Raw genomic sequence first — 19,972 nt, forward strand, 5'->3', positions numbered from 1 at the left:
CTCTCTGGCTCTTTTGAAGCATGCAGTGGCGGATCATGAAGGACCATGTCCGATTTTTCCCTGTTGCCGGCACTCACCGTCGCAATCACTTTCCTGCTCGCCGGTGTGGTCAAGGGTGTGACCGGCATGGGCCTGCCGACGCTGGCGATGGGTCTCTTGGGCACGATCATGCCGCCCGTGACAGCCGCTTCGCTGCTCATCGTCCCGTCCTTCGTCACCAATGTCTGGCAGCTTTTCGCCGGGCCGAGCTTTTCCGCGATCCTGCGCCGGCTCTGGCTGATGATGGCCGGCATTCTGGCAGGCACGATCATCGGCGCCCGGCTGCTCGCCAGCGACAACGTCAAATGGACGACAGCCGGCCTCGGCGTGGCGCTCATTCTTTACGCTGTCTACACATTGCTGGCGCGGCAGCCGTCGGTACCGGTGAGGACAGAGCGCTGGTCCTCGCCGGCCGTGGGCTTCCTCACCGGCCTGGTCACCGGCGGCACCGGCGTCTTCGTGGTGCCTGCCGTCCCCTATATCCAGGCGCTGGGTTTCAGCCGCGACGATCTCATCCAGGCGCTCGGTCTTTCCTTCACCGTGTCGACGATCGCCCTGGCGCTGGGTCTCGCCTCGCATGGCGCGTTCGACGCCGGACATCTGGCGATGTCCTCGCTTGCCGTGCTGCCGGCCTTGCTCGGCATGTGGCTGGGGCAAGTGCTGCGCCAGAAAATCAGCCCGGCGACCTTCCGCCGCTGGTTCCTGATTTTTCTGATCCTRCTCGGCGCCGAGCTGTTGCTGCGGCCTTTCCTGGCTTAGCTATCGGCTCTTTGCCGCCACGACAGCCGCGACATTCTGCCGGTGAACGGCTTCGTATGGCGCGAAATATTCGGCTGCCGTCGCGGCAAACATGTCGGCGCCGAAAGTTTTCAGATCCTGCCTTGCCAGGTCAGGGTCATGCGGGCAGGCGAGCAGCTTGCGAATATAGGCCTCAGTCGCCGCGATGAGGCTTCTGTCATAGCCGCCCGCTTCGATCGCCTCGAAGGAACCGTGGTTGGGCAGGATTCGGTCGAACTGCCAACCGGACATGCGGTCGAGGTCGACCAGATGTTCGGCAAGGCGTTCCGGTTCCGAGACATAGGTGACGGAGTCTTCCAGCGTGTCGCCAGCCAGCAGCAGGCCGGCGTCGGGCATCAGCAGCACCGTGCCGTCATGGCTGTGGATTTCGACCTGGCGCAGTTCGATCGGGATCGCTCCCACCGCAAGGCTGAGGCTGTCCTCGAACATCCTGTTGGGTAGGACGAGCGGCTTGATCGGCGGATTTCCGCCCTCGATCTCGGCGCGGCCCCGTTCGAGCGCCGAGGCAGTGAGGCGGTTGGCGATGATCTCGCAATCCTGGAACACTTCGTTGCCGGCGATATGGTCGTCATGCCAGTGGCTGAGCACGACGCATATCGAGGTCACGCCCATCTCTTCGAGGGTTCGCCGGATGAAGCGGGCATGCGGCAGCGATATGTGCGTGTCGTAGACAAGCGCCTGCGACCCGTCGACGATCGCATAGGTGCAGATGCCGAGCGTATAAGCGCCGTCGTCGAGCCAGTTCGGTTCGTCCGACCAGATGCGGATGCCGTCGACGCGGCCGTCATAGAAGCCAATCACATTCGGCGCCGGGCGGACCAGCCGCATCGTCGAGCCGAGGAGCGGCCTGGTCATGGCGGGGACCTCAGGCGAGCAGTTGACCGAGGCGGTCGATTTCTTCCGTCGTGGTCGCGAAGCTGGCGACGAAGCGGTAGATCGCTTCCTTGTCGCCGAGATGGCCGTCGAAACCCTGCGGAACGCCCCATTCGTAGAATTTGGCGCCGGCCGCCTGCAGCTTGTCGGCGGTTTCGCGGGCGAGGATGGCGAACACCTCATTGGCCTGCGGCAGCCAGGCGAGCCTGCCTGCCGGCGCGTCCTCGATGGTCTCGGCCAGATGCGCAGCCATCTGATTGGCGTGTCCGGCCATCCGCAGCCACAAATCGTCGGTCAAATAGGCCTCGAACTGGGCCGAGATGAAGCGGGCCTTGGAGAAGGTCTGTCCGGCGCGCTGGCGTAGCAGGCGCAGGTCCTTGCCGACATCGGGATTGAGGATCACCACCGCGTCGGCCATCCAGCAGCCGTTCTTGGTGCCGCCGAAGGAGATGAGGTCGACGCCGCTCTTCCAGGTCATTTCGGCCGGGCTGACGCCGGTCGCCGCAATCGCATTGGCAAAGCGCGCGCCATCCATGTGCAGCGGCAGCTTGTGGCGGCGGCTGACCTCGGCGATCGCCTTGACGTCGTCGACGCTGTACACCGTGCCGACCTCGGTCGCCTGGGTGACGGTGACCGCCATCGGCTGGCCGGCCGGAGCAAGGTCCTGCGAGTAGCGCTTGATGGCGCGGTCAAGAAGCTCCGGGTTCACGCGTCCAAGCGGTCCGGGCACCGGCGCCGTGCGCGCGCCGCCGGTGTAGGAACCCATCGCGCCGAACTCGTCGACATTCATATGCGCTTCGGAATGGCAGAGCGCGATGCCGCCGATGCGGTTCAACGCAGCCATCGAAAGCGCGTTGGCCGCGGTGCCGGTCGCGACGAAGAAGACCTGCACCTCGCGCTCGAAAATCTCGCTGAAGCGGCGGTAGACGGCGCGGTCCAGATCGCCGTCGCCATAGGCGGTGGCGACGCCGGCGGCATGGCGCGACAGGTTGGCCGAGATGTCGGGGTGGACGCCCGCCCAGTTGTCGGAGGCAAAGAACATCGAGAGGTCCATATCGTGATTGGCAAAAGCGGCGGGACTTGACCGCTTCGGCGGTCGAAGCGCAAGGGCCAATCGCCGGCAAAGCGGTGAAGCCAGCGCGTCGCCCCGAAGGCCGGACCAAAGCTTGCGTTTCCAGCGCTCGTCACGAAATTTTGTGTCGCGGCGCGCCCAAGTTTTTTGTGAATCGGTCTTGTGCAGGTCCCCGATTTCTGCCATAAAAAATTTAGGACAGTAGTGCTGTCTTATTTTGTCRCACAAAACAGGCTGGACTGGCGTATCATCGCTGCCATTCCGGCCATTGTCGCGAGCGGCGGGTAGACGGCCCGACTCTGACCTGTACGATACCGGATGCGAACCGGGCGTATGGCCGTATGGTTCGATGGATTTCGCGAGACGTGCAGCAAGATGAAGGGGAAGCATTCTCGCTTCCCAAGGCAAACCAGCGCCCTGAGATCGTCGGGGCCAAGGTGGAGAACGGAGGATAGGACGATGACGGAACTGACGCCATCTGCGATCAACGGCCAGGCCGCGCAGACGAAAGCGGCAGCCGTTAAACATACCGTCCTGACCAAAGAGCTGCGAACCACCAACGGCCCTGCCGCCCAGGGCCTCTACGATCCGCGCAACGAGCATGACGCCTGCGGCGTCGGCTTCATCGCCAACATGAAGGGCGTGAAGTCGCACGGGATCGTCGAGGACGGTCTGGCGATGCTGGAAAACCTCACCCATCGCGGCGCCGTCGGCGCCGACCCGCTGGTCGGCGATGGCGCCGGCGTGCTGGTGCAGATTCCGGACGCTTTCTTCCGCGAGGAAATGGCGGCCAGGGGCGTCGAGCTGCCGCCGGCCGGCCAATATGGCGTCGGCCACTGGTTCATGCCGCAGGACGCGGCACTGCGCGCCCATATCGAAGAGATCATCGCCGAATCGGCGCAGTCGGAAGGGCTGCCGCTCCTCGGCTTCCGCGACGTGCCGGTCGACAATTCGTCGCTGTCGAAGGCGCCGGATATCGTCGCCTCCGAACCGTTCCACCGGCAGGTGTTCATCGGGCGCACGGCCGACATCCCGGACGACGAGGAATATGAGGCGCGGCTTTATCTGCTGCGCAAGGTGATCTCGGGCCGTATCTATGCCGAGAACGACAATAAGGATGTCGGCGCCTATTGCGTGTCGCTGTCGGCGCGCACCATCGTCTACAAGGGCATGTTCCTGGCCTACCAGGTCGGCGCCTATTACAAGGACCTCAAGGATCCGCGCTTCGAGACGGCGCTGATCCTCGTGCACCAGCGCTTCTCGACCAACACCTTCCCATCGTGGAAGCTGGCGCATCCCTACCGCATGGTCGCGCACAATGGGGAGATCAACACGGTGCGCGGCAACAACAACTGGATGGCGGCGCGCCAGGCGTCGGTCGATTCCGAGCTGTTCGGCAACAACATCTCGAAGCTCTGGCCGATCTCCTATGAGGGCCAGTCGGACACGGCGTRCTTCGACAACGCGCTCGAGTTCCTGTTCCAGGGCGGCTATTCGCTCACCCACGCCATGATGATGCTGATCCCGGAAGCCTGGGCCGGCAACAAGCTCATGGACGCCGACCGCAAGGCTTTCTACGAGTACCATGCGGCGCTTATGGAGCCGTGGGACGGGCCTGCGGCGGTGGTGTTCACCGACGGCCGCCAGATCGGCGCCACGCTCGACCGCAACGGCCTGCGCCCGGCGCGCTATATCGTCACCGACGACGACCGCGTCATCATGGCGTCGGAAGCCGGCGCGCTGCCGGTGCCGGAGGAAAAGATCGTGCAGAAGTGGCGGCTGCAGCCCGGCCGCATGCTGTTGATCGACCTCGCCAAGGGCCGCATCRTCTCCGACGAGGAGATCAAGTCGGAGATCGCGACCAGGCACCCCTACAAGACCTGGCTCGCCAACACGCAGCTCATCCTGGAGGATTTGAAGCCGGTCGAGCCGCGCGCGCTGCGCAAGGATGTCAGCCTGCTCGATCGTCAGCAGTCCTTCGGCTACACGCAGGAAGACACCAAGCTCCTGATGGCGCCGATGGCCACCACCGGCCAGGAAGCGGTGGGTTCGATGGGCACCGACACGCCGATCTCGGCGATGTCGGACAAGTCGAAGCTGCTCTACACCTATTTCAAGCAGAACTTCGCCCAGGTCACCAATCCGCCGATCGATCCGATCCGCGAGGAGCTGGTGATGAGCCTGGTGTCGTTCATCGGGCCGCGGCCGAACATCTTCGACCTGGTCGGCACGTCGCGCCGCAAGCGGCTCGAAGTGCGCCAGCCGATCCTGACCAATGGCGATCTGGAGAAGATCCGCTCGATCGGCCACACCGAGGACCGTTTCGACACCAAGACGATCGACATCACCTACGGCTCGAACGAGGGCGCGGCCGGCATGCAGGGCVCCATCGACCGGCTCTGCGAACGGGCGGAGGCGGCGGTCGCGGGCGGCTACAACATCATCATCCTGTCCGACCGCCAGGTCGGTCCGGACCGCATCGCCATTCCCTCGCTGCTGGCGACGGCGGCGGTGCACCATCACCTGATCCGCAAGGGYCTGCGCACGGCGGTCGGCCTCGTCGTGGAATCCGGCGAGCCGCGCGAAGTGCATCACTTCTGCTGCCTCGCCGGCTACGGCGCCGAGGCGATCAACCCTTATCTCGCCTTCGACACGCTGCTCGACATGCACAAGCGCGGCGAGCTGCCGGCAGAGGTCGACGAATACGAGGTGGTCTCGCGCTACATCAAGTCGATCGGAAAGGGCATCCTCAAGGTGATGTCCAAGATGGGCATCTCGACCTATCAGTCCTATTGYGGCGCGCAGATCTTCGACGCGATCGGGCTGAAGTCCGATTTCGTCGAGAAGTATTTCACCGGCACGGCGACGCTGATCGAAGGCGTCGGCCTGGACGAGATCGCCACCGAGACGCTCAGCCGCCACAGCGATGCCTTCGGCAGCGATCCGGTGTTGCGCAATAGCCTCGAGGTCGGCGGCGAGTACATGTTCCGCATGCGCGGCGAGGCGCATATGTGGTCGCCCGACGCGGTCGCCAGCCTGCAGCACGCCGTGCGGCAGGGCTCCTGGGACACGTTCAAGGAGTATTCGGCGCAGATCGACAGCGCCACAGCCAGGGCGCAGACCATCCGCGGCCTGTTCAAGATCAGAACAGCCGAGGAAACCGGCCGCAAGAAGGTCGCGATCGACGAYGTCATGCCGGCGGCCGAGATCGTCAAGCGTTTTTCGACCGGGGCGATGTCGTTCGGCTCGATCTCCAGGGAAGCGCACACCACGCTGGCGCGCGCCATGAACGCCATCGGCGGCAAGTCGAACACCGGCGAGGGCGGCGAAGAGGCCGACCGCTATCTGCCGCTGCCCGGCGGCGGCAAGAATCCGGAACGCTCGGCGATCAAGCAGGTCGCCTCGGGGCGGTTCGGCGTCACGGCGGAATATCTGGTCAACTCCGACGTCATGCAGATCAAGGTCGCGCAAGGCGCCAAGCCCGGCGAGGGCGGCCAGCTGCCTGGGCACAAGGTCGACGCCACCATCGCCAAGGTCAGGCACTCGACGCCCGGCGTCGGCTTGATCTCGCCGCCGCCGCATCACGACATCTATTCGATCGAGGATCTGGCGCAGTTGATCTACGACCTGAAGAACGTCAATCCGGCGGCCGACGTCTCGGTCAAGCTGGTGTCGGAAGTCGGCGTCGGCACAGTCGCGGCGGGCGTCGCCAAGGCGCGCGCCGACCACATCACCATCTCGGGCTATGACGGCGGCACCGGCGCTTCGCCGCTGACCTCRCTCAAGCATGCCGGCAGCCCGTGGGAAATGGGCCTCGCCGAGACGCATCAGACGCTGGTGCTCAACGGCTTGCGTTCGCGCGTCGCGCTGCAGGTCGATGGCGGCCTGCGCACCGGGCGCGACGTCATCATCGGCGCGCTGCTCGGCGCCGACGAGTTCGGCTTCTCGACCGCGCCGCTGATCGCGGCCGGCTGCATCATGATGCGCAAGTGCCATCTCAACACCTGCCCCGTCGGCGTGGCGACGCAGGATCCGGTGCTGCGCAAGCGCTTCAAGGGCACGCCCGAGCACGTCATCAACTTCTTCTTCTATGTGGCGGAAGAGGTGCGGGCGCTGCTTGCCGAAATGGGCTACACCCATCTCGACCAGATCATCGGCGACAGCGATCTCCTGGAAAAGCGCGACGTGATCCAGCACTGGAAGGCGCGCGGGCTCGACTTCTCGAAGATGTTTTACAAGCCCGACGCGCCGCACGAGGCGCTGCACTGGACCGAACGGCAGAAGCATCCGATCGACGACGTGCTCGACCGCAAGCTGATCGAGCTGGCGAAGCCCGCGCTCGAAGCCAAGCAGCCCGTCACCATCGAGCTGCCGATCCGCAATGTCGACCGCTCTACCGGCGCCATGCTGTCGGGCGAGGTCGCCAAGCGCTTCAAGCACAAGGGCCTGCGCGAGGATACGATCACCGTCAAGCTCACCGGCACCGCCGGCCAGTCCTTCGGCGCGTTCCTGGCGCGCGGCGTCTCCTTCGAACTGGTCGGCGCCGGCAACGACTATGTCGGCAAGGGTCTGTCGGGGGGCCGCATCGTCATCCGCCCGCCGGAGGAAGCCAAGATCGTCGCCGCTGAATCGATCATCGTCGGCAACACGGTGCTTTACGGCGCCACCGAGGGCGAGGCTTATTTCGCCGGCGTCGCCGGCGAGCGCTTCGCCGTGCGCAATTCCGGCGTGGCCGCCGTCGTCGAAGGCGTCGGCGACCATGGCTGCGAGTACATGACCGGCGGCATCGTCGTCGTGCTCGGCAAGACCGGACGCAACTTCGCGGCCGGTATGTCGGGCGGCGTCGCCTATGTGCTGGACGAGAAGGGCGATTTCGCCGAGCGCTGCAACATGGCGATGGTCGAACTCGAGCCGGTCCCGGAAGAGGACGACCTGATGGAGAAACTGCTCCATCACGGCGGCGACCTCGACCACAAGGGTCGCGTCGACGTCTCGGGCGACATGACCAGCCATGACGAGGAACGGCTCTACCAGCTGATCTCGAACCACGTGCATTTCACCGGTTCGGTGCGTGGCCGCGAGATCCTGGACGACTGGCAGAACTTCCGGCCGAAATTCCGAAAAATCATGCCGGTGGAATACCGCCGCGCGCTGATCGAGATGGAACGCATGCGCATGAGCGTGGCGGCGGAATAAGCGTTGGGCAGGCCGGAGAGATGGTCACCGGCCGCCATCCTCACCAACAATCCTGACCCCGGACTTCGGTTGCCCTGGCGGCCTTATGGGGTTAACGGGTGCGCTGCAAAAGCGTGCCTTCGGACAGCAGGGACTGGACTATGGGCAAGGTAACAGGCTTTCTCGAGATCGACCGGCAGGTGCACAAGTACCAGCCGGCTTCCGACCGCATCCGGCATTTCCGCGAATTCACGCTGCCGATGTCGGACAAGGAGGTCGAGAAACAGGCCGCGCRCTGCATGGATTGCGGCATCCCGTATTGCCATGGACCGACGGGCTGCCCGATCCACAACCAGATCCCGGATTGGAACGACCTCGTCTACAATGGCGACTGGGACAGCGCGATCCGCAACCTGCATTCGACAAACAATTTCCCGGAGTTCACCGGCCGCATCTGCCCGGCGCCTTGCGAGGAAGCCTGCACACTGAACCTCGAGGACATTCCGGTCGCCATCAAGACGGTCGAGCAAGCGATCGCCGACAAGGCCTACGAGACCGGCCACATCCGGCCCTATCCGCCGGAAAAGAAGACGGGCAAGCGTGTCGCCGTCATCGGCTCCGGCCCGGCCGGCATGGCGGCGGCTCAGCAGCTCGGCCGCGCCGGCCATGACGTGCATGTCTATGAGCGCGAGAGCCGGCCCGGCGGGCTGATGCGCTACGGCATCCCCGACTTCAAGATCGAGAAGCACTATATCGACCGGCGCATCGAGCAGATGCAGGGCGAGGGCGTCACCTTCCATTGCGGCGTCAATGTCGGCGTCGACATGAAGGTGGCCGATCTCATCGAGGAGTTCGACGCGGTGCTCTATTGCGGCGGCTCCGAGACGCCGCGCCCGGCCGGTATTCCGGGCAGCGACCTCAGCGGCGTCTATGACGCCATGCCCTATCTCGTGCAGCAGAACCGCCGCGTCGGCGGCGAGCCGATTCAATCGGTGGCCTGGCCTTCACACCCGATCATCGCCGGCGGCCAGCATGTCGTCGTGGTTGGCGGCGGCGACACCGCGTCCGACTGCATCGGCACCGCCTTCCGCCAGGGCGCGGTGCGCGTGACCCAGCTCGACATCCGCCCGCAGCCGCCGGAGAAGGAAGACAAGCTCGCGGTCTGGCCCTATTGGGCGACGAAGATGCGCACGTCCTCCTCGCAAGCGGAGGGGGCCGAGCGCGAATTCCAGGTGGCGACGCTCGAATTCATCGGCGAGGACGGCCAACTGACGGGTGTGCGCTGCTGCGAGGTCGACGACAAGCGCAAGCCGATCCCCGGCACGGAGTTCGTCATCCGCGCCGATCTCGCCTTCATCGCCATCGGCTTTGCTGGTCCGGCGAGCGACAGCCTGATGAAAGAGCTCGACGGCAAGATCAAGGTCGTCACCGACAGCCGCCGCTCCAGGAATGTCGAGGCGAACGACCGCGACTACAAGACCAGCGTCGACAAGCTCTACGCGGCGGGCGACGTGCGCCGCGGCCAGTCGCTGGTGGTGTGGGCGATTCGCGAGGGTCGCCAGGCGGCGCGCTCGATCGACGAGGCGCTGATGGGATCGACGGTGCTGCCGCGCTGAAGCGGCGATCCATTAGAGCGTTTCACCGTTTCACGGAAATGGTGAGACGCCCTAAAGCGCGTCGCGATCTTTCAGATTCGCTCCAAGCATTTAAGTTTTGATTTTACGCATGTCTTCATCCCGAAACCGGTTCCCGCTTTCGGGAGATATGCTTTAGCTGAGCAGCAGCTTTATCGCCCAATAGAGGCCGATAGCCATCTGGACCGCGAACGCCGAGAATCGAGCCTTGACGGCGATCGGACTTGTCGACGTCAGATGAATGGCCGACTGCATCAGACGCGCGCCGAGAAACCAATATGCGAGCGGGTCGGTAATCGCGGTGCGCGAACTCATCATGGCCAGGGCCATGAGACCTCCGAATATGGGAAGGCCTTCGATGCAATTGGCGTGGGCGCGCGCCAGCCGCTGCAGGAAGGGCGAAAGGCCGGCGTTGTCCGGTGCAAAGCCATTCGCAAGGATGCGGCCGCTCACCACGAGATGGGTGCGCAGGATTTCCATCCATATGAGCAATAAGAGGGTCCAAGTCACGAACCCAAGCAAGGCATAGCCCGTTGCCGACATATTCGTCCCCCGACTTTGACTTCGGCCAAATCTAATAATGCCATTGTTCGGCTCGGCGCGAAATTGCCGCTACGCCGGAACGTCGGTCAAGGAGTTGACGGTGTCGGGCCGGATTCGACAGCTGCCGTCGCCGGCGGCTTCGGCGGCCAGGAAAAATCGTCGGCGCGGCCGGGCGAGGCCGTCGGCGCCTTGCCTTCCAGGATCAGCTTTTCGCCGGGCAGGTTCGGATCGGCCCTGGCCGGTTGCGTCGCGCCGAGCAGCTCGGTGCCGCCGTCGAGCGCCGGGTCGCCGAGCAGCATCGGCGCAGTGCGGTCGACGATGACGGGCGCGGCGGCCGGCTTCGGCGCCTCCACCGGGGCGCCGGCCGGCGCCGACACGGTCGTGATGCTTCCGGGCGCCGCCAGGCCGAGTATCTTTGCCAACGGCTTTTCCGTGTAGAAGGCGAGCTTGCGCTTGCCGGCCTTGGTGACGTTGATGCCGTCGTCGGAACGCAGGCGCACCGGCTGGCCGTTGATGTCCGGACCGGAGGTGACGAAAGCGCCGTTCTCGTCGACGAAGCCGTCCCAGACATCGACGAACTCGCCGCCGTGTTTCTGGGCGGCCGAATGATAGATGTCGTTGAAGGCGAGCATGTCGGAGTTCATCTTCGACACACCGAAAGCCGGCATGCCAACCCAAAGGAACGGCACTTTGGTGTCTTGTAGGGCCTTGCCGAACGCATCGGTGCGGCGCTCGTATTCCTTGGTCCAGTTCTCCGAGCGCGGCTGCTCGCGCACGTCGCCGACCTTCATCTGCTGGCGGTCGTTGGAACCCAGCATGACGATCACGGCCGCCGGTTTCTCGGTTTCGATCAGCGATTTGATCTGGGTCGGCCAATTGTAGACATCGTCACGAACGAAGCCGGACGACCCGTTGGCGCGGGCGACGATCCTGACGGCGGGATTGTCGGCAAAGGCCGTGTCCAGGCCCTCCGCCAGCCCGCCCGCCAAAAAATCGCCGACCACCAGCACGACCCGGGCGTCGTTCGTCTTCTCGACGATCGGCGTTTCCGGTTCCRCCGGCGGGCGCGGCTTGGGTTTCTTCTTGGGTTTCGGCCTTGGTTTCTGGACTTCGACCGGCGGTTCGATGCGTTCGCTGCGGCGCGGGAACAGAAGGTCGCGCAGCGACCAGCCACGGCTTTCCTCCTGCGCGAACGCAGGAGCGTGGAAGGCGCCGGCGGCGGTGACGACAAGCACCGCAAGGGCTAGAATCAGGATGGGCGCCCGGCGAATGCTCTGCCTGATACGCACAACCGAAACCAAACACCCTCTCCATCCTTGGCGCATGACAGGCAGACATGGGCAAAGTCATGCGCAAGCCGAAGCGCTACAGCATCCTAGCCGTCTTTGAAAGGATGCCTGGCGCCTTAAAGCGCGTCGCGCTGAAACGGATTCAGTCGACGCGCCTTAAGTCTTTGTTTGATGCATGTCGTTCCCCCAAAACCGCTGCGCACTTTTGGGCGACATGCATCAGAGCGGCTCAGCTACCGCTTGCGGAGCCATTTGAGCACTTCCAGACTCGGATAGCCATCCTGGGTCAAGCCGACCTTGGCCTGATAGGCCATGATGGCGGCCTTTGAGCCGTCGCCGATCTTGCCGTCGAACTTGCCGTCGTAATAGCCGTGCTCGGAAAGCCGCTTCTGCAGTTCCTGCCTTTCCTCGAAGCTGAGCTTGGTGAAGGGCCGCTGCCAGTCCTGCACAAGGCCGGTGCCGCCGGCGATCTCATCGGCGAGCRGGCCGACGGCCAAAGCGTATTTGTCGGCATTGTTGTAGGCCTTGATGACCGAGAAGTTCCTGATCATCAGGAAGGCGGGGCCGCCCCGGCCGTCGGGCACTTTCAGCGTCGCCTTGTCGGTCAGGTTCCTGAACGGTTTGCCATTGGCCCTGACGACGCCGAGCGCCTRCCACTGCGCGATCGTCTTTGCGCCGCCGGGCAGCTTGCCGGCGGGTATGGTTACCTCATAGCCCCACGTCTTGCCCGCCTGCCAGCCATTCCTTTTCAAAAGGTTGGCGGAGGTCGCCAGCGCGTCGGGGATCGAATTCCAGATGTCGCGCCTGCCGTTGCCGTCCATGTCGAACGCATAGCGCTGATAGCTGGTCGGAATGAACTGGGTCTGACCCATCGCGCCGGCCCAGGAGCCCATCAGATGGCTCTCGTCGATGTCGCCGGTCTGCAGGATCTTCAGCGCCGCGATCAACTGGGTGCGGGCATATTTCGAACGCTTGGGATCGCCATAGGCAAGGGTGGCCAGCGAACGGATGACGTTGCGCATGATGTCGTCGCGCTTGAGCGTCTCGCCATAATTCGATTCCATCGACCAGATGGCCAGAAGGATGTTGCGGTCGACACCAAACCGCGCCTCGATGCGATCGAGCCACGGCTTCCATTTGCGTGCCATCGCCTGGCCGTTGGCCACCGCCTGGTCGTGCACGCGGTTGTCGAAATAGTCCCAGGCGGGCGYGGTGAATTCCGGCTGGGTGCGGGCCTTTTCCAGCACGACCGGATCGGGCTCGATGCCTCTCATGGATTGATCGTAGACAGCGCCCGAAACGCCGCCCGCCACCGCGGTGGAGCGGAAGCCCGCGACCCATTGGCGGAACCCGGCATCGGCGAAAGCGGGAYCGGCGGGCATCAGCAAGGCCAGCGTGAGGCCGGCGGCCGTCATCAGTGCCGTCAGGCGCCTCGCGGTGTTGCGAACGGACATCATTTCCTCCTTCGTCAAATCAGGAAGGATCATTCAACGCCGAACCGGGTTAGTATTTAGTTTACCATAGGTGCCGCCGGGAACGAAAAGAGGTATCGCGGCTTTAGCTCTCACATTGAACGCTTGCCGTTAATCCAACATTCCGGCGTGAAAATGATTCCGCCGTGAAAATGTTCGGGGGGATTGCGGAGCGTGCCGCCGAGCGGATAATTGGCTCAAACGCAGGGGTGTCAGCATGAAGCGCGTTCGCAAGGCAGTTTTCCCGGTGGCCGGCCTCGGCACGCGGTTCCTCCCGGCCACCAAGGCCATCCCGAAGGAGATGCTGACCGTCGTCGACCGGCCGGTCATCCAGTATGTGGTCGACGAGGCGCGCGAGGCCGGCATCGAGCATTTCATTTTCGTGACCGGGCGTAACAAGGCGGTCATCGAAGACCATTTCGACGTCCAGTTCGAGCTCTATGACACGCTCGCCCAGCGCGGCAAGGACGACCAGCTCGCCCGCCTGCAGCGGTTGCAGCCGGCGCCGGGACAGACCAGCTTCACGCGCCAGCAGGTGCCGATGGGCCTCGGCCACGCCGTCTGGTGCGCCCGCGAGCTGGTCGGCAACGAGCCGTTCGCCTTGCTTTTGCCGGACATGATCATGCAGTCGGAAAAGAGCTGCATGAAGGACATGGTCGAGCTCTATGCCGAGACCGGCAACAACATCATCGCCGTGCAGGAATGCGATCCGGCGGAAGCGCATAAATACGGCATTGTCGGCCGCGGCGAGGACACCCATCACGGCTTCCGCATCACCGGCATGGTGGAGAAGYCGAAACAGGGCACCGCGCCGTCCAACCTCTTCATCAACGGCCGCTACATCCTGCAGCCGGAAATCTTCGGCATCCTGGAAAGCCAGGAACGCGGCGCCGGCAACGAAATCCAGCTGACCGACGCGATGCTGAAGCTGGAGAAACAGCAGCCCTTCTACGGCTATCACTACAAGGGGCGCACTTTCGATTGCGGCTCGCCGGAAGGTTTCGTCGAAGCCAATGTCGCCTTCGCGCTATGGCGCAGCGACATGAACGGAAGCATGGCCGGCGTCATCCGCACGCTGCTCGACGAGGTGCGGCCGGCGGAGCGCCGCGGCGCGGCGTTCTAGCCTATGCCGATATTCAGGTGAGGCCGGTCTGCGAACGGCAGGTTCCTGCGCTTCCGGTGCTCACGGCCATTGCCGCTACTCTTCAGCGCTGGACCTTCAGTCCGAGATAGACGCTGTTGGCCGTATAGTCGCGTCCAGGCAGGTTGCTGGTCAGCTTCTCCGTCCGCACCTTGGTGGTGAGGCCGGCATAGCGGTTCAGCCACCAGGTCAGCCCGGCCTCAGCGCTCAGGACCAGATCGTGGCCGTCGGAGCCGGTGTAGTCGCGCCAGTCGAGGCCAAGCGCCGAGTTCGCCGTCAGATTGGCGCGGATCTGGCGCTCGCCGGTCAGACGGCCGGAGTAGAGGATATCGCCGCTCTCGCCCGCCGTCGTGGTGGTCTCGACATCGGTCTTGCCGGTGAGMCCGATGATGGTGCCGCGCTCGGGCGACCATTTGAGGTCGGCATTGATGGACGGCCCGGCGATTGCCGGGAGGCGGCTGTCGTCGAGCGCCTCGCGTAACCAGCCGACGGAGAATTCACCCGATAGCTTCTCGCCCATATCGAGCTCGACGCCGGCGCGAGCCCCGAGCCGCTTCGAAGAGCGCTCAAAGCCGTCGGTATCGAGACGCTGATCATAGACCCTGCGGCCGACTTCGACTTCCGTGAAGGGCGTGAGTGCCGGTGAGATCTCATAGCCGGTGCGCAAGGTGCCGGTGTAGAGCGTGTTGTTGCGATCCTTCTGCGAGACCGTGGTGCCGTTTGAGAGATTGGCGTCGCCGTAGAAGTCATGCGAGACCGCGCCGGTCAGCGCGTAACGCATCTTGCCGACACTCTTTTCAAGACCCAGGCTGCCGTCCACGGTCTGGCGCAGCGGCTGCGAGGTGACGCCGGCGATCGCATCCGGCGAGGAGGCCGATTCCGGTGCTGCCTCATAGCCGAGCTTGGCGATGGCGCGCAGCTCGTTGTCGAGATCGACATTGAGCTGGCCTTCGATGCGGCCCTGCGCATCGTTGATCTTTTCGCCCGAGACGGTGTTGCGGAACTGGCCGTAGCCGGTGATCAGAGCCGAATTCTCGCGCCAGTCGGAAGTCGCGGTGAAACGCAGCGCCGTCTCGGACAGAACCGCGGATTTGCCGGTGCTGCTGGAATCGGCATTGGACGTCGCGGTGAAGCCTTGCTCCAGCGTTGGCCGGAACACAAAGGTGCCGACCTTGACACCGGGAGCAGCGAAGGGATCTTCCTCCGGCTTGACCTTCTGTCCATCGATCGATCCGGTGCGCTCCTGGCCCGGGTCGAGCTTCTGCTTGTCGACGCTGTCGATGGTGACGGCGCGGCGATTGCTGCCGTCGTCCTCGGCCGCTGCCGCGTCAGCCTTGTCGCCTGTGGAGGCGGTCGCGGCAGTGGTGGTGTTGTCGGTAGCCTCGCCCGCCTTCTTCTTGGCCTTCTTCTTGTCGGCGGTCTTGGTGTTCGCCTTGGTGTCGGTCTTGGCGTCCTGAGCACGCTGAGCGGCCGTCGAGGGCCGGCGCGGTTTTGCCGGCTTCGTCGTATCGGCCAGTGGATCGTCCGTTGCCTGCGGCTGGTCGAAGATGCTGTCCGTCGCGCCCGCCGTCTGATCGTCATCGGGAACGGCACCGGGRCTTGCCGGTTGATAGATCGTCGGTGCCGAGTCCTGGGCGGCCGCGGTCGCAGGCGGTGTCTGATCCAGCGACCCTTGCGCCCGCAACTGCCTCGCCTTGCGCTGCTGGTCGGCGAGTATGGCCGATTCGGAGACCTCGCCGCGCAGCTCGGTTTCCTGCGAAAATGCAGGCGCCGGACGCAGCAGGGCAAGCGCGCTTGCCGTCAGCAGCAGTGCTGCAACGGCAATGCCCTTCCGACCGTTTTTCGTTTCAGGCTGGCCCCCGGACATCGTCACCACTGCTTGCGCGGCGCGGTTGCGCCATACTTACCGAACCGTAAATGCGGATGGTTAACGGAGGGTTGAGAGAGCCGCCTCGGAGCCCCTCCAATCAGAGGCCTTAGGCAATTCCGTTGGACAGGGGCGCGGCAAAGCGCTAATCGCTTCGCCCATGCATGCGGGGTCCCCAGAAAGAAAGCGGCCGGACAGGCAGGCCGCGATCGAATCGGCGCTGAGAACAGTGGCGACGGAGCAGGCCGGCGTGGCGGCCCTTGCGGCCGCTCTCGCAAACGGGCTGTCCGAGCCTTTTGCCGCCGCGATCGACCTGATCTCTCGGATCGAAGGCCGCGTCATCGTCACCGGCGTCGRCAAGAGCGGCCACATCGGCTCCAAGATCGCCGCCACACTTGCCTCGACGGGCACGCCGRCCTTCTTCGTCCATCCGGCGGAAGCCAATCACGGCGATCTCGGCATGATCGCCCGGGACGACGCAATCATCGCCATGTCCTGGTCGGGCGAGAGCAAGGAATTGATGGGCATCGTCGCCTATTCCAGGCGTTTTTCCATTCCACTGATTGCCATCACCTCGGGCGAGAGCTCCGCGCTGGCGCGAGCCGCCGATGTCGTGCTGCTGCTGCCGGCGGTACCGGAGGCCTGCCCGCACGGGCTGGCTCCCACAACCTCCGCCCTGCTGCAGCTCGTTATGGGCGATGCGCTGGCGATCGCGCTGCTCGAGGCGCGCGGTTTCACGCCGGATCATTTCCGCACCTTCCATCCGGGCGGACAGCTTGGCGCCAACCTGACCCAACTGCGCGAGATCATGCATGTGGGCGAAAGGCTGCCGCTGGTGCCGCTGGGCACCGGAATGCGCGACGCGATCCTGGAACTGTCGCGCAAGGGGTTCGGCTGCGTGGCGATCACCGACGCCGACGGCGCGCTGGCCGGCATCATCACCGACGGCGACATCCGCCGGCACATCGCCAGCGACCTGCTTTCTATGAGCGTCGATCAGGTGATGACGAAGAATCCGAAGACCGCAAATCCCGACACGCTGGTGGCGACGGCGCTGCAGACGATCAACACCTCCGCCATCACCAGCCTGATGGTCGTCGAGGGCAGACGCCCGGTCGGACTGGTGCATTTGCACGACCTGCTGCGCATTGGCGCAGCCTGACGCCGGATGATTTCAGGCCGAACCGGCCCGAAATCTTGATCTGTCTCGGCTCAGATCGCCTCGACAATCAGCTCCAGATCGGTATCCGCCGCTCCGGTCACGCGTACTTGCGCGCCGACCGGCAGGTCCGGACCGGAGACGCGCCACAGCGTGTCGCCGAGCCGGATGCGGCCGCGGCCGTTCTTGATCGGCTCGGCCAGGGTCGCCGTGCGGCCGACCATCTGCGCGCCGCGGCGGTTGAGCAGCGGCTGGTCGACGCTGCCCTCCCGGCTGACGGYGATCTGCCGGCCGATATAGGCCGAGACGACGGCCAGCACGAGGAAGGCCAGGACCTGAACCTGCCAGGTCCAGAAGGCCGCGTCCCAGATCGCCAGCGACAYGGCGCCGATGATCAGCGCGGCGATGCCGATCCACAGCATGAACACGCCTGGCGCCACGACTTCCATCACCAGGAGCACGATGCCGAGAACCATCCAGTTCCACGGTCCGAGTTCCGAAACGATGCGGTCGATCATCGATGTTCTCMCACCCGGAGCAGTTCCTCGTTTCACGGAAACGAGGAACCGTCCTATTTCTCTGTTTGCCGCAATTCCGGACGGAAAACCGTGTCACCCTGGAATTGCGGCGGTCACCTCAACTGTCGGTCTGCCGCACGACCGGCGGACGCGAGCCCTGCCGCGGCGTGCCGGATGGGCCGTCGCCCTTGAAGACTTCGCGGGCGATCTCGCCGATGCCGCCGAGCGAGCCGATCAGCGACGAGGCCTCGAACGGCATCAGTACGATCTTATTGTTGCTTGACGAGCCGATCTTGGCCAAGGCCTCGGTGTATTTCTGCGCGACGAAGTAGTTGATCGCCTGCACGTCGCCCTTGGCGATGGCTTCCGACACGACCTGCGTCGCCTTGGCTTCGGCCTCGGCCGAACGCTCGCGCGCCTCGGCGTCGCGGAAGGCGGCTTCCCTGCGGCCCTCGGCTTCGAGGATCTGCGACTGCTTCAGGCCTTCGGCGGCCAGGATCTGGGCGCGCTTGTCGCGTTCGGCCATCATCTGGCGGCCCATCGATTCCACCAGATTTGCCGGCGGGTTGATGTCCTTGATCTCGACGCGGGTGATCTTGATGCCCCACGGGTGCGCCGCCTCGTCGACGACACGCAGCAGCCGCTCGTTGATCRCATCGCGGTTCGAGAGCAATTCGTCGAGATCCATCGAGCCCATGACGGTGCGGATATTGGTCATGGTGAGATTGAGGATGGCGTTCTGCAGCCCGGYGACCTGGTAAGCGGCTTGGGCGGCGTTCAGCACCTGGTAGAAGGCGACGCCGTCGACCCCGACGATGGCGTTGTCGCGGGTGATGATCTCCTGCGTCGGGACGTCGAGCACCTGCTCCATCATGTTCATCTTGGCGCCGACACGCTCGAAGATCGGGTTGATGATGTTGAGGCCGGGAGTCAGCGTCTTGGTGTAACGGCCGAAGCGCTCCACGGTGTAATTGTAACCTTGCGGCACCGTCCTGATGCCCTTGAAAAGCAGAATGATGACCAGAAAAACAAGAACAATGATGGCAATATCGAAACCGCTGAAGCCCATTTCGTTTCTCCCTCAAAGGCGGCGACCTCACGGAATCAATTAAGTGTGTTTCCGCAACGTTACAATCAGGTGATCGCCAATATCGCTTAGCGGCGGGTTTTGCGCAGCAGCTTCAAAGCCTGTCGGTGAAGCCGGTCACACCCAGCCGGAAAGCTCGCGCCGCACCAGCGCTTCGACCACCGCCATGCCTTCGGCGCTGTCGTTGAGACAAGGGATATGGGCGAAGTTCTTGCCGCCGGCGTGATGGAAGGTTTCGGCCGCTTCGCGGCCGATCTCGTCCAGCGTCTCTATGCAGTCGACGGAGAAGCCCGGATTGACGATGGCGATGGATCTCACGCCGTCCTTGGCCAGTTTCTCGACCGTGACGTCGGTATAGGGCTGCAGCCATTCCTGCGCGCCGAAACGCGACTGGAAAGTGGTGATGAGCTTGTTCTCGTCCCAGCCGAGCCTCTCCCGCAGCAGCCGCGTCGTCTCCAGGCAATGCGACTGGTAGGGGTCGCCCTTGTCGGAATAGGGTTTGGGGATGCCGTGATAGGAGGTGATCACCACTTCCGGCGCGAAATCGAGCGTCGCGATGTGCTTCTCGATCGAGCGGGCAAGCGCCTCGATATAGACCGGCTCGTCGTAGTAGGGCGGCACGCTGCGGATCGCCGGCGCGTGCCTGATCTGCATCAGCGCGCGGAACAATTGGTCGTTAGCCGTGGCCGTCGTCGTCGCCGAATATTGCGGGTAGAGCGGGAAGGTGAGAATGCGCTCGCAGCCCTGCTCGACCAGTCTCTGGACGACGCTTGYCGTCGAGGGATTGCCGTAGCGCATCGCCCAGTCGACCACCACATCGGGCAGGTCGGCGAGCGCGGCGGCCAGCTTCTCACCTTGAGCGCGGGTGAATGTGCGCAGCGGCGACTCGTTCATCTCCCGGTTCCAGATACGGGCGTAGTTGGCGCCGGACTTCTTCGGCCGGGTGGTCAGCACCAGCCCGTAGAGAATCGGGTACCAGACCGCCTTGTTGAGCTCGATGACGCGCGGGTCGGAGAGGAACTCGCGCAGGTAGCGCCACATCGGCTTGAAGTCGGTGCCGTCGGGCGTGCCGAGATTGACCAGCATGATGYCGATCTTGCCCGGCCTGACCGGCGCGGCGCCCGACGGCTGCGGGCCGGCGGCCTTCGCGGTTCTGGCATCGGTGGGGGTGGCAAGCGTCATCAACAATCTCCGGTCGCGCCGCGAAACTAGCGATGCCCTGCCGGGTTTCAATGCCGCGTCTGGCCGCACCTTATCGTGTTTGGGCCTGGAAAAGGAACACCCGCCCGGTTGTCCGGGCGGGTG

At 64.3% G+C, this 19,972-nt stretch carries 14 protein-coding genes; 5 read left to right on the forward strand and 9 right to left on the reverse strand.

The window, feature by feature from the left end; genetic code table 11:
* The first annotated feature begins 45 nt into the window (after window positions 1-45).
* Window positions 46-798: a sulfite exporter TauE/SafE family protein gene (locus tag LCM4576_RS15370; RefSeq protein ID WP_071032908.1), complete on the forward strand. Its 753-nt coding sequence runs from the start codon at window positions 46-48 to the stop codon at window positions 796-798.
* Here the strand turns inward: LCM4576_RS15370 and LCM4576_RS15375 are convergent, their stop codons facing one another.
* Together LCM4576_RS15375 and LCM4576_RS15380 are read right to left on the reverse strand one after the other, a co-directional pair.
* The gene (locus tag LCM4576_RS15375) at window positions 799-1,692 is read right to left on the reverse strand and encodes an MBL fold metallo-hydrolase (protein WP_071032910.1); all 894 of its coding nucleotides are present in this window, start codon (window positions 1,690-1,692) and stop codon (window positions 799-801) included.
* A 10-nt stretch (window positions 1,693-1,702) separates the two neighbouring features.
* The gene (locus tag LCM4576_RS15380; protein WP_071033159.1) at window positions 1,703-2,752 is read right to left on the reverse strand and encodes a low specificity L-threonine aldolase; all 1,050 of its coding nucleotides are present in this window, start codon (window positions 2,750-2,752) and stop codon (window positions 1,703-1,705) included.
* A 489-nt stretch (window positions 2,753-3,241) separates the two neighbouring features.
* On the opposite strand from LCM4576_RS15380, the gene gltB reads away from it, so the two are divergent.
* Together gltB and LCM4576_RS15390 are read left to right on the forward strand one after the other, a co-directional pair.
* Window positions 3,242-7,978, forward strand: coding sequence for a glutamate synthase large subunit (gltB, locus tag LCM4576_RS15385; protein ID WP_071032912.1), 4,737 nt, complete (start codon window positions 3,242-3,244; stop codon window positions 7,976-7,978).
* A gap of 140 nt (window positions 7,979-8,118) precedes the next feature.
* The gene (locus tag LCM4576_RS15390; RefSeq protein ID WP_071032914.1) at window positions 8,119-9,573 is read left to right on the forward strand and encodes a glutamate synthase subunit beta; all 1,455 of its coding nucleotides are present in this window, start codon (window positions 8,119-8,121) and stop codon (window positions 9,571-9,573) included.
* Window positions 9,574-9,726: 153 nt separating this feature from the next.
* Here LCM4576_RS15390 and LCM4576_RS15395 read toward each other — a convergent pair whose 3' ends face one another.
* The 3 genes from LCM4576_RS15395 to LCM4576_RS15405 form a co-directional block, all read right to left on the reverse strand.
* Complete coding sequence (locus LCM4576_RS15395) at window positions 9,727-10,134, reverse strand: MAPEG family protein (RefSeq protein ID WP_071032916.1); 408 nt, start codon at window positions 10,132-10,134, stop codon at window positions 9,727-9,729.
* 86 nt (window positions 10,135-10,220) lie between these two features.
* Window positions 10,221-11,435 carry a DUF459 domain-containing protein gene (locus tag LCM4576_RS15400; RefSeq protein WP_071032919.1) on the reverse strand — a complete coding sequence of 405 codons (1,215 nt, stop codon included), beginning with the start codon at window positions 11,433-11,435 and terminating at the stop codon, window positions 10,221-10,223.
* A 221-nt stretch (window positions 11,436-11,656) separates the two neighbouring features.
* The gene (locus LCM4576_RS15405) at window positions 11,657-12,877 is read right to left on the reverse strand and encodes a lytic murein transglycosylase (RefSeq protein ID WP_071033160.1); all 1,221 of its coding nucleotides are present in this window, start codon (window positions 12,875-12,877) and stop codon (window positions 11,657-11,659) included.
* Between the two features lie 235 nt (window positions 12,878-13,112).
* Here LCM4576_RS15405 and galU point away from each other — a divergent pair, with 235 nt between their 5' ends.
* Window positions 13,113-14,018 carry a UTP--glucose-1-phosphate uridylyltransferase GalU gene (gene galU / locus LCM4576_RS15410; RefSeq protein ID WP_071032921.1) on the forward strand — a complete coding sequence of 302 codons (906 nt, stop codon included), beginning with the start codon at window positions 13,113-13,115 and terminating at the stop codon, window positions 14,016-14,018.
* Between the two features lie 82 nt (window positions 14,019-14,100).
* Here the strand turns inward: galU and LCM4576_RS15415 are convergent, their stop codons facing one another.
* Window positions 14,101-15,903 (reverse strand): outer membrane beta-barrel protein, encoded by a 1,803-nt coding sequence (locus tag LCM4576_RS15415; protein WP_071032923.1) that lies wholly within the window; start codon window positions 15,901-15,903, stop codon window positions 14,101-14,103.
* A gap of 160 nt (window positions 15,904-16,063) precedes the next feature.
* On the opposite strand from LCM4576_RS15415, the gene LCM4576_RS15420 reads away from it, so the two are divergent.
* Window positions 16,064-17,065, forward strand: a complete 1,002-nt coding sequence (locus LCM4576_RS15420) for an SIS domain-containing protein (RefSeq protein WP_071032925.1) — start codon at window positions 16,064-16,066, stop codon at window positions 17,063-17,065.
* 50 nt (window positions 17,066-17,115) lie between these two features.
* Here LCM4576_RS15420 and LCM4576_RS15425 read toward each other — a convergent pair whose 3' ends face one another.
* The 3 genes from LCM4576_RS15425 to hemH form a co-directional block, all read right to left on the reverse strand.
* Entirely contained in the window at window positions 17,116-17,580 is a 465-nt protein-coding gene (locus LCM4576_RS15425) for an NfeD family protein (protein ID WP_071032927.1), read from the reverse strand.
* Between the two features lie 118 nt (window positions 17,581-17,698).
* Window positions 17,699-18,649 carry an SPFH domain-containing protein gene (locus tag LCM4576_RS15430; RefSeq protein ID WP_071032929.1) on the reverse strand — a complete coding sequence of 317 codons (951 nt, stop codon included), beginning with the start codon at window positions 18,647-18,649 and terminating at the stop codon, window positions 17,699-17,701.
* 135 nt (window positions 18,650-18,784) lie between these two features.
* Window positions 18,785-19,849, reverse strand: a complete 1,065-nt coding sequence (hemH, locus tag LCM4576_RS15435; RefSeq protein ID WP_071032931.1) for a ferrochelatase — start codon at window positions 19,847-19,849, stop codon at window positions 18,785-18,787.
* Between the last annotated feature and the right edge of the window lie 123 nt (window positions 19,850-19,972).

It is taken from the genome of Mesorhizobium sp. LCM 4576, from assembly GCF_001854815.1.
GTDB classification, from domain to species: Bacteria; Pseudomonadota; Alphaproteobacteria; order Rhizobiales; family Rhizobiaceae; genus Mesorhizobium; species Mesorhizobium plurifarium.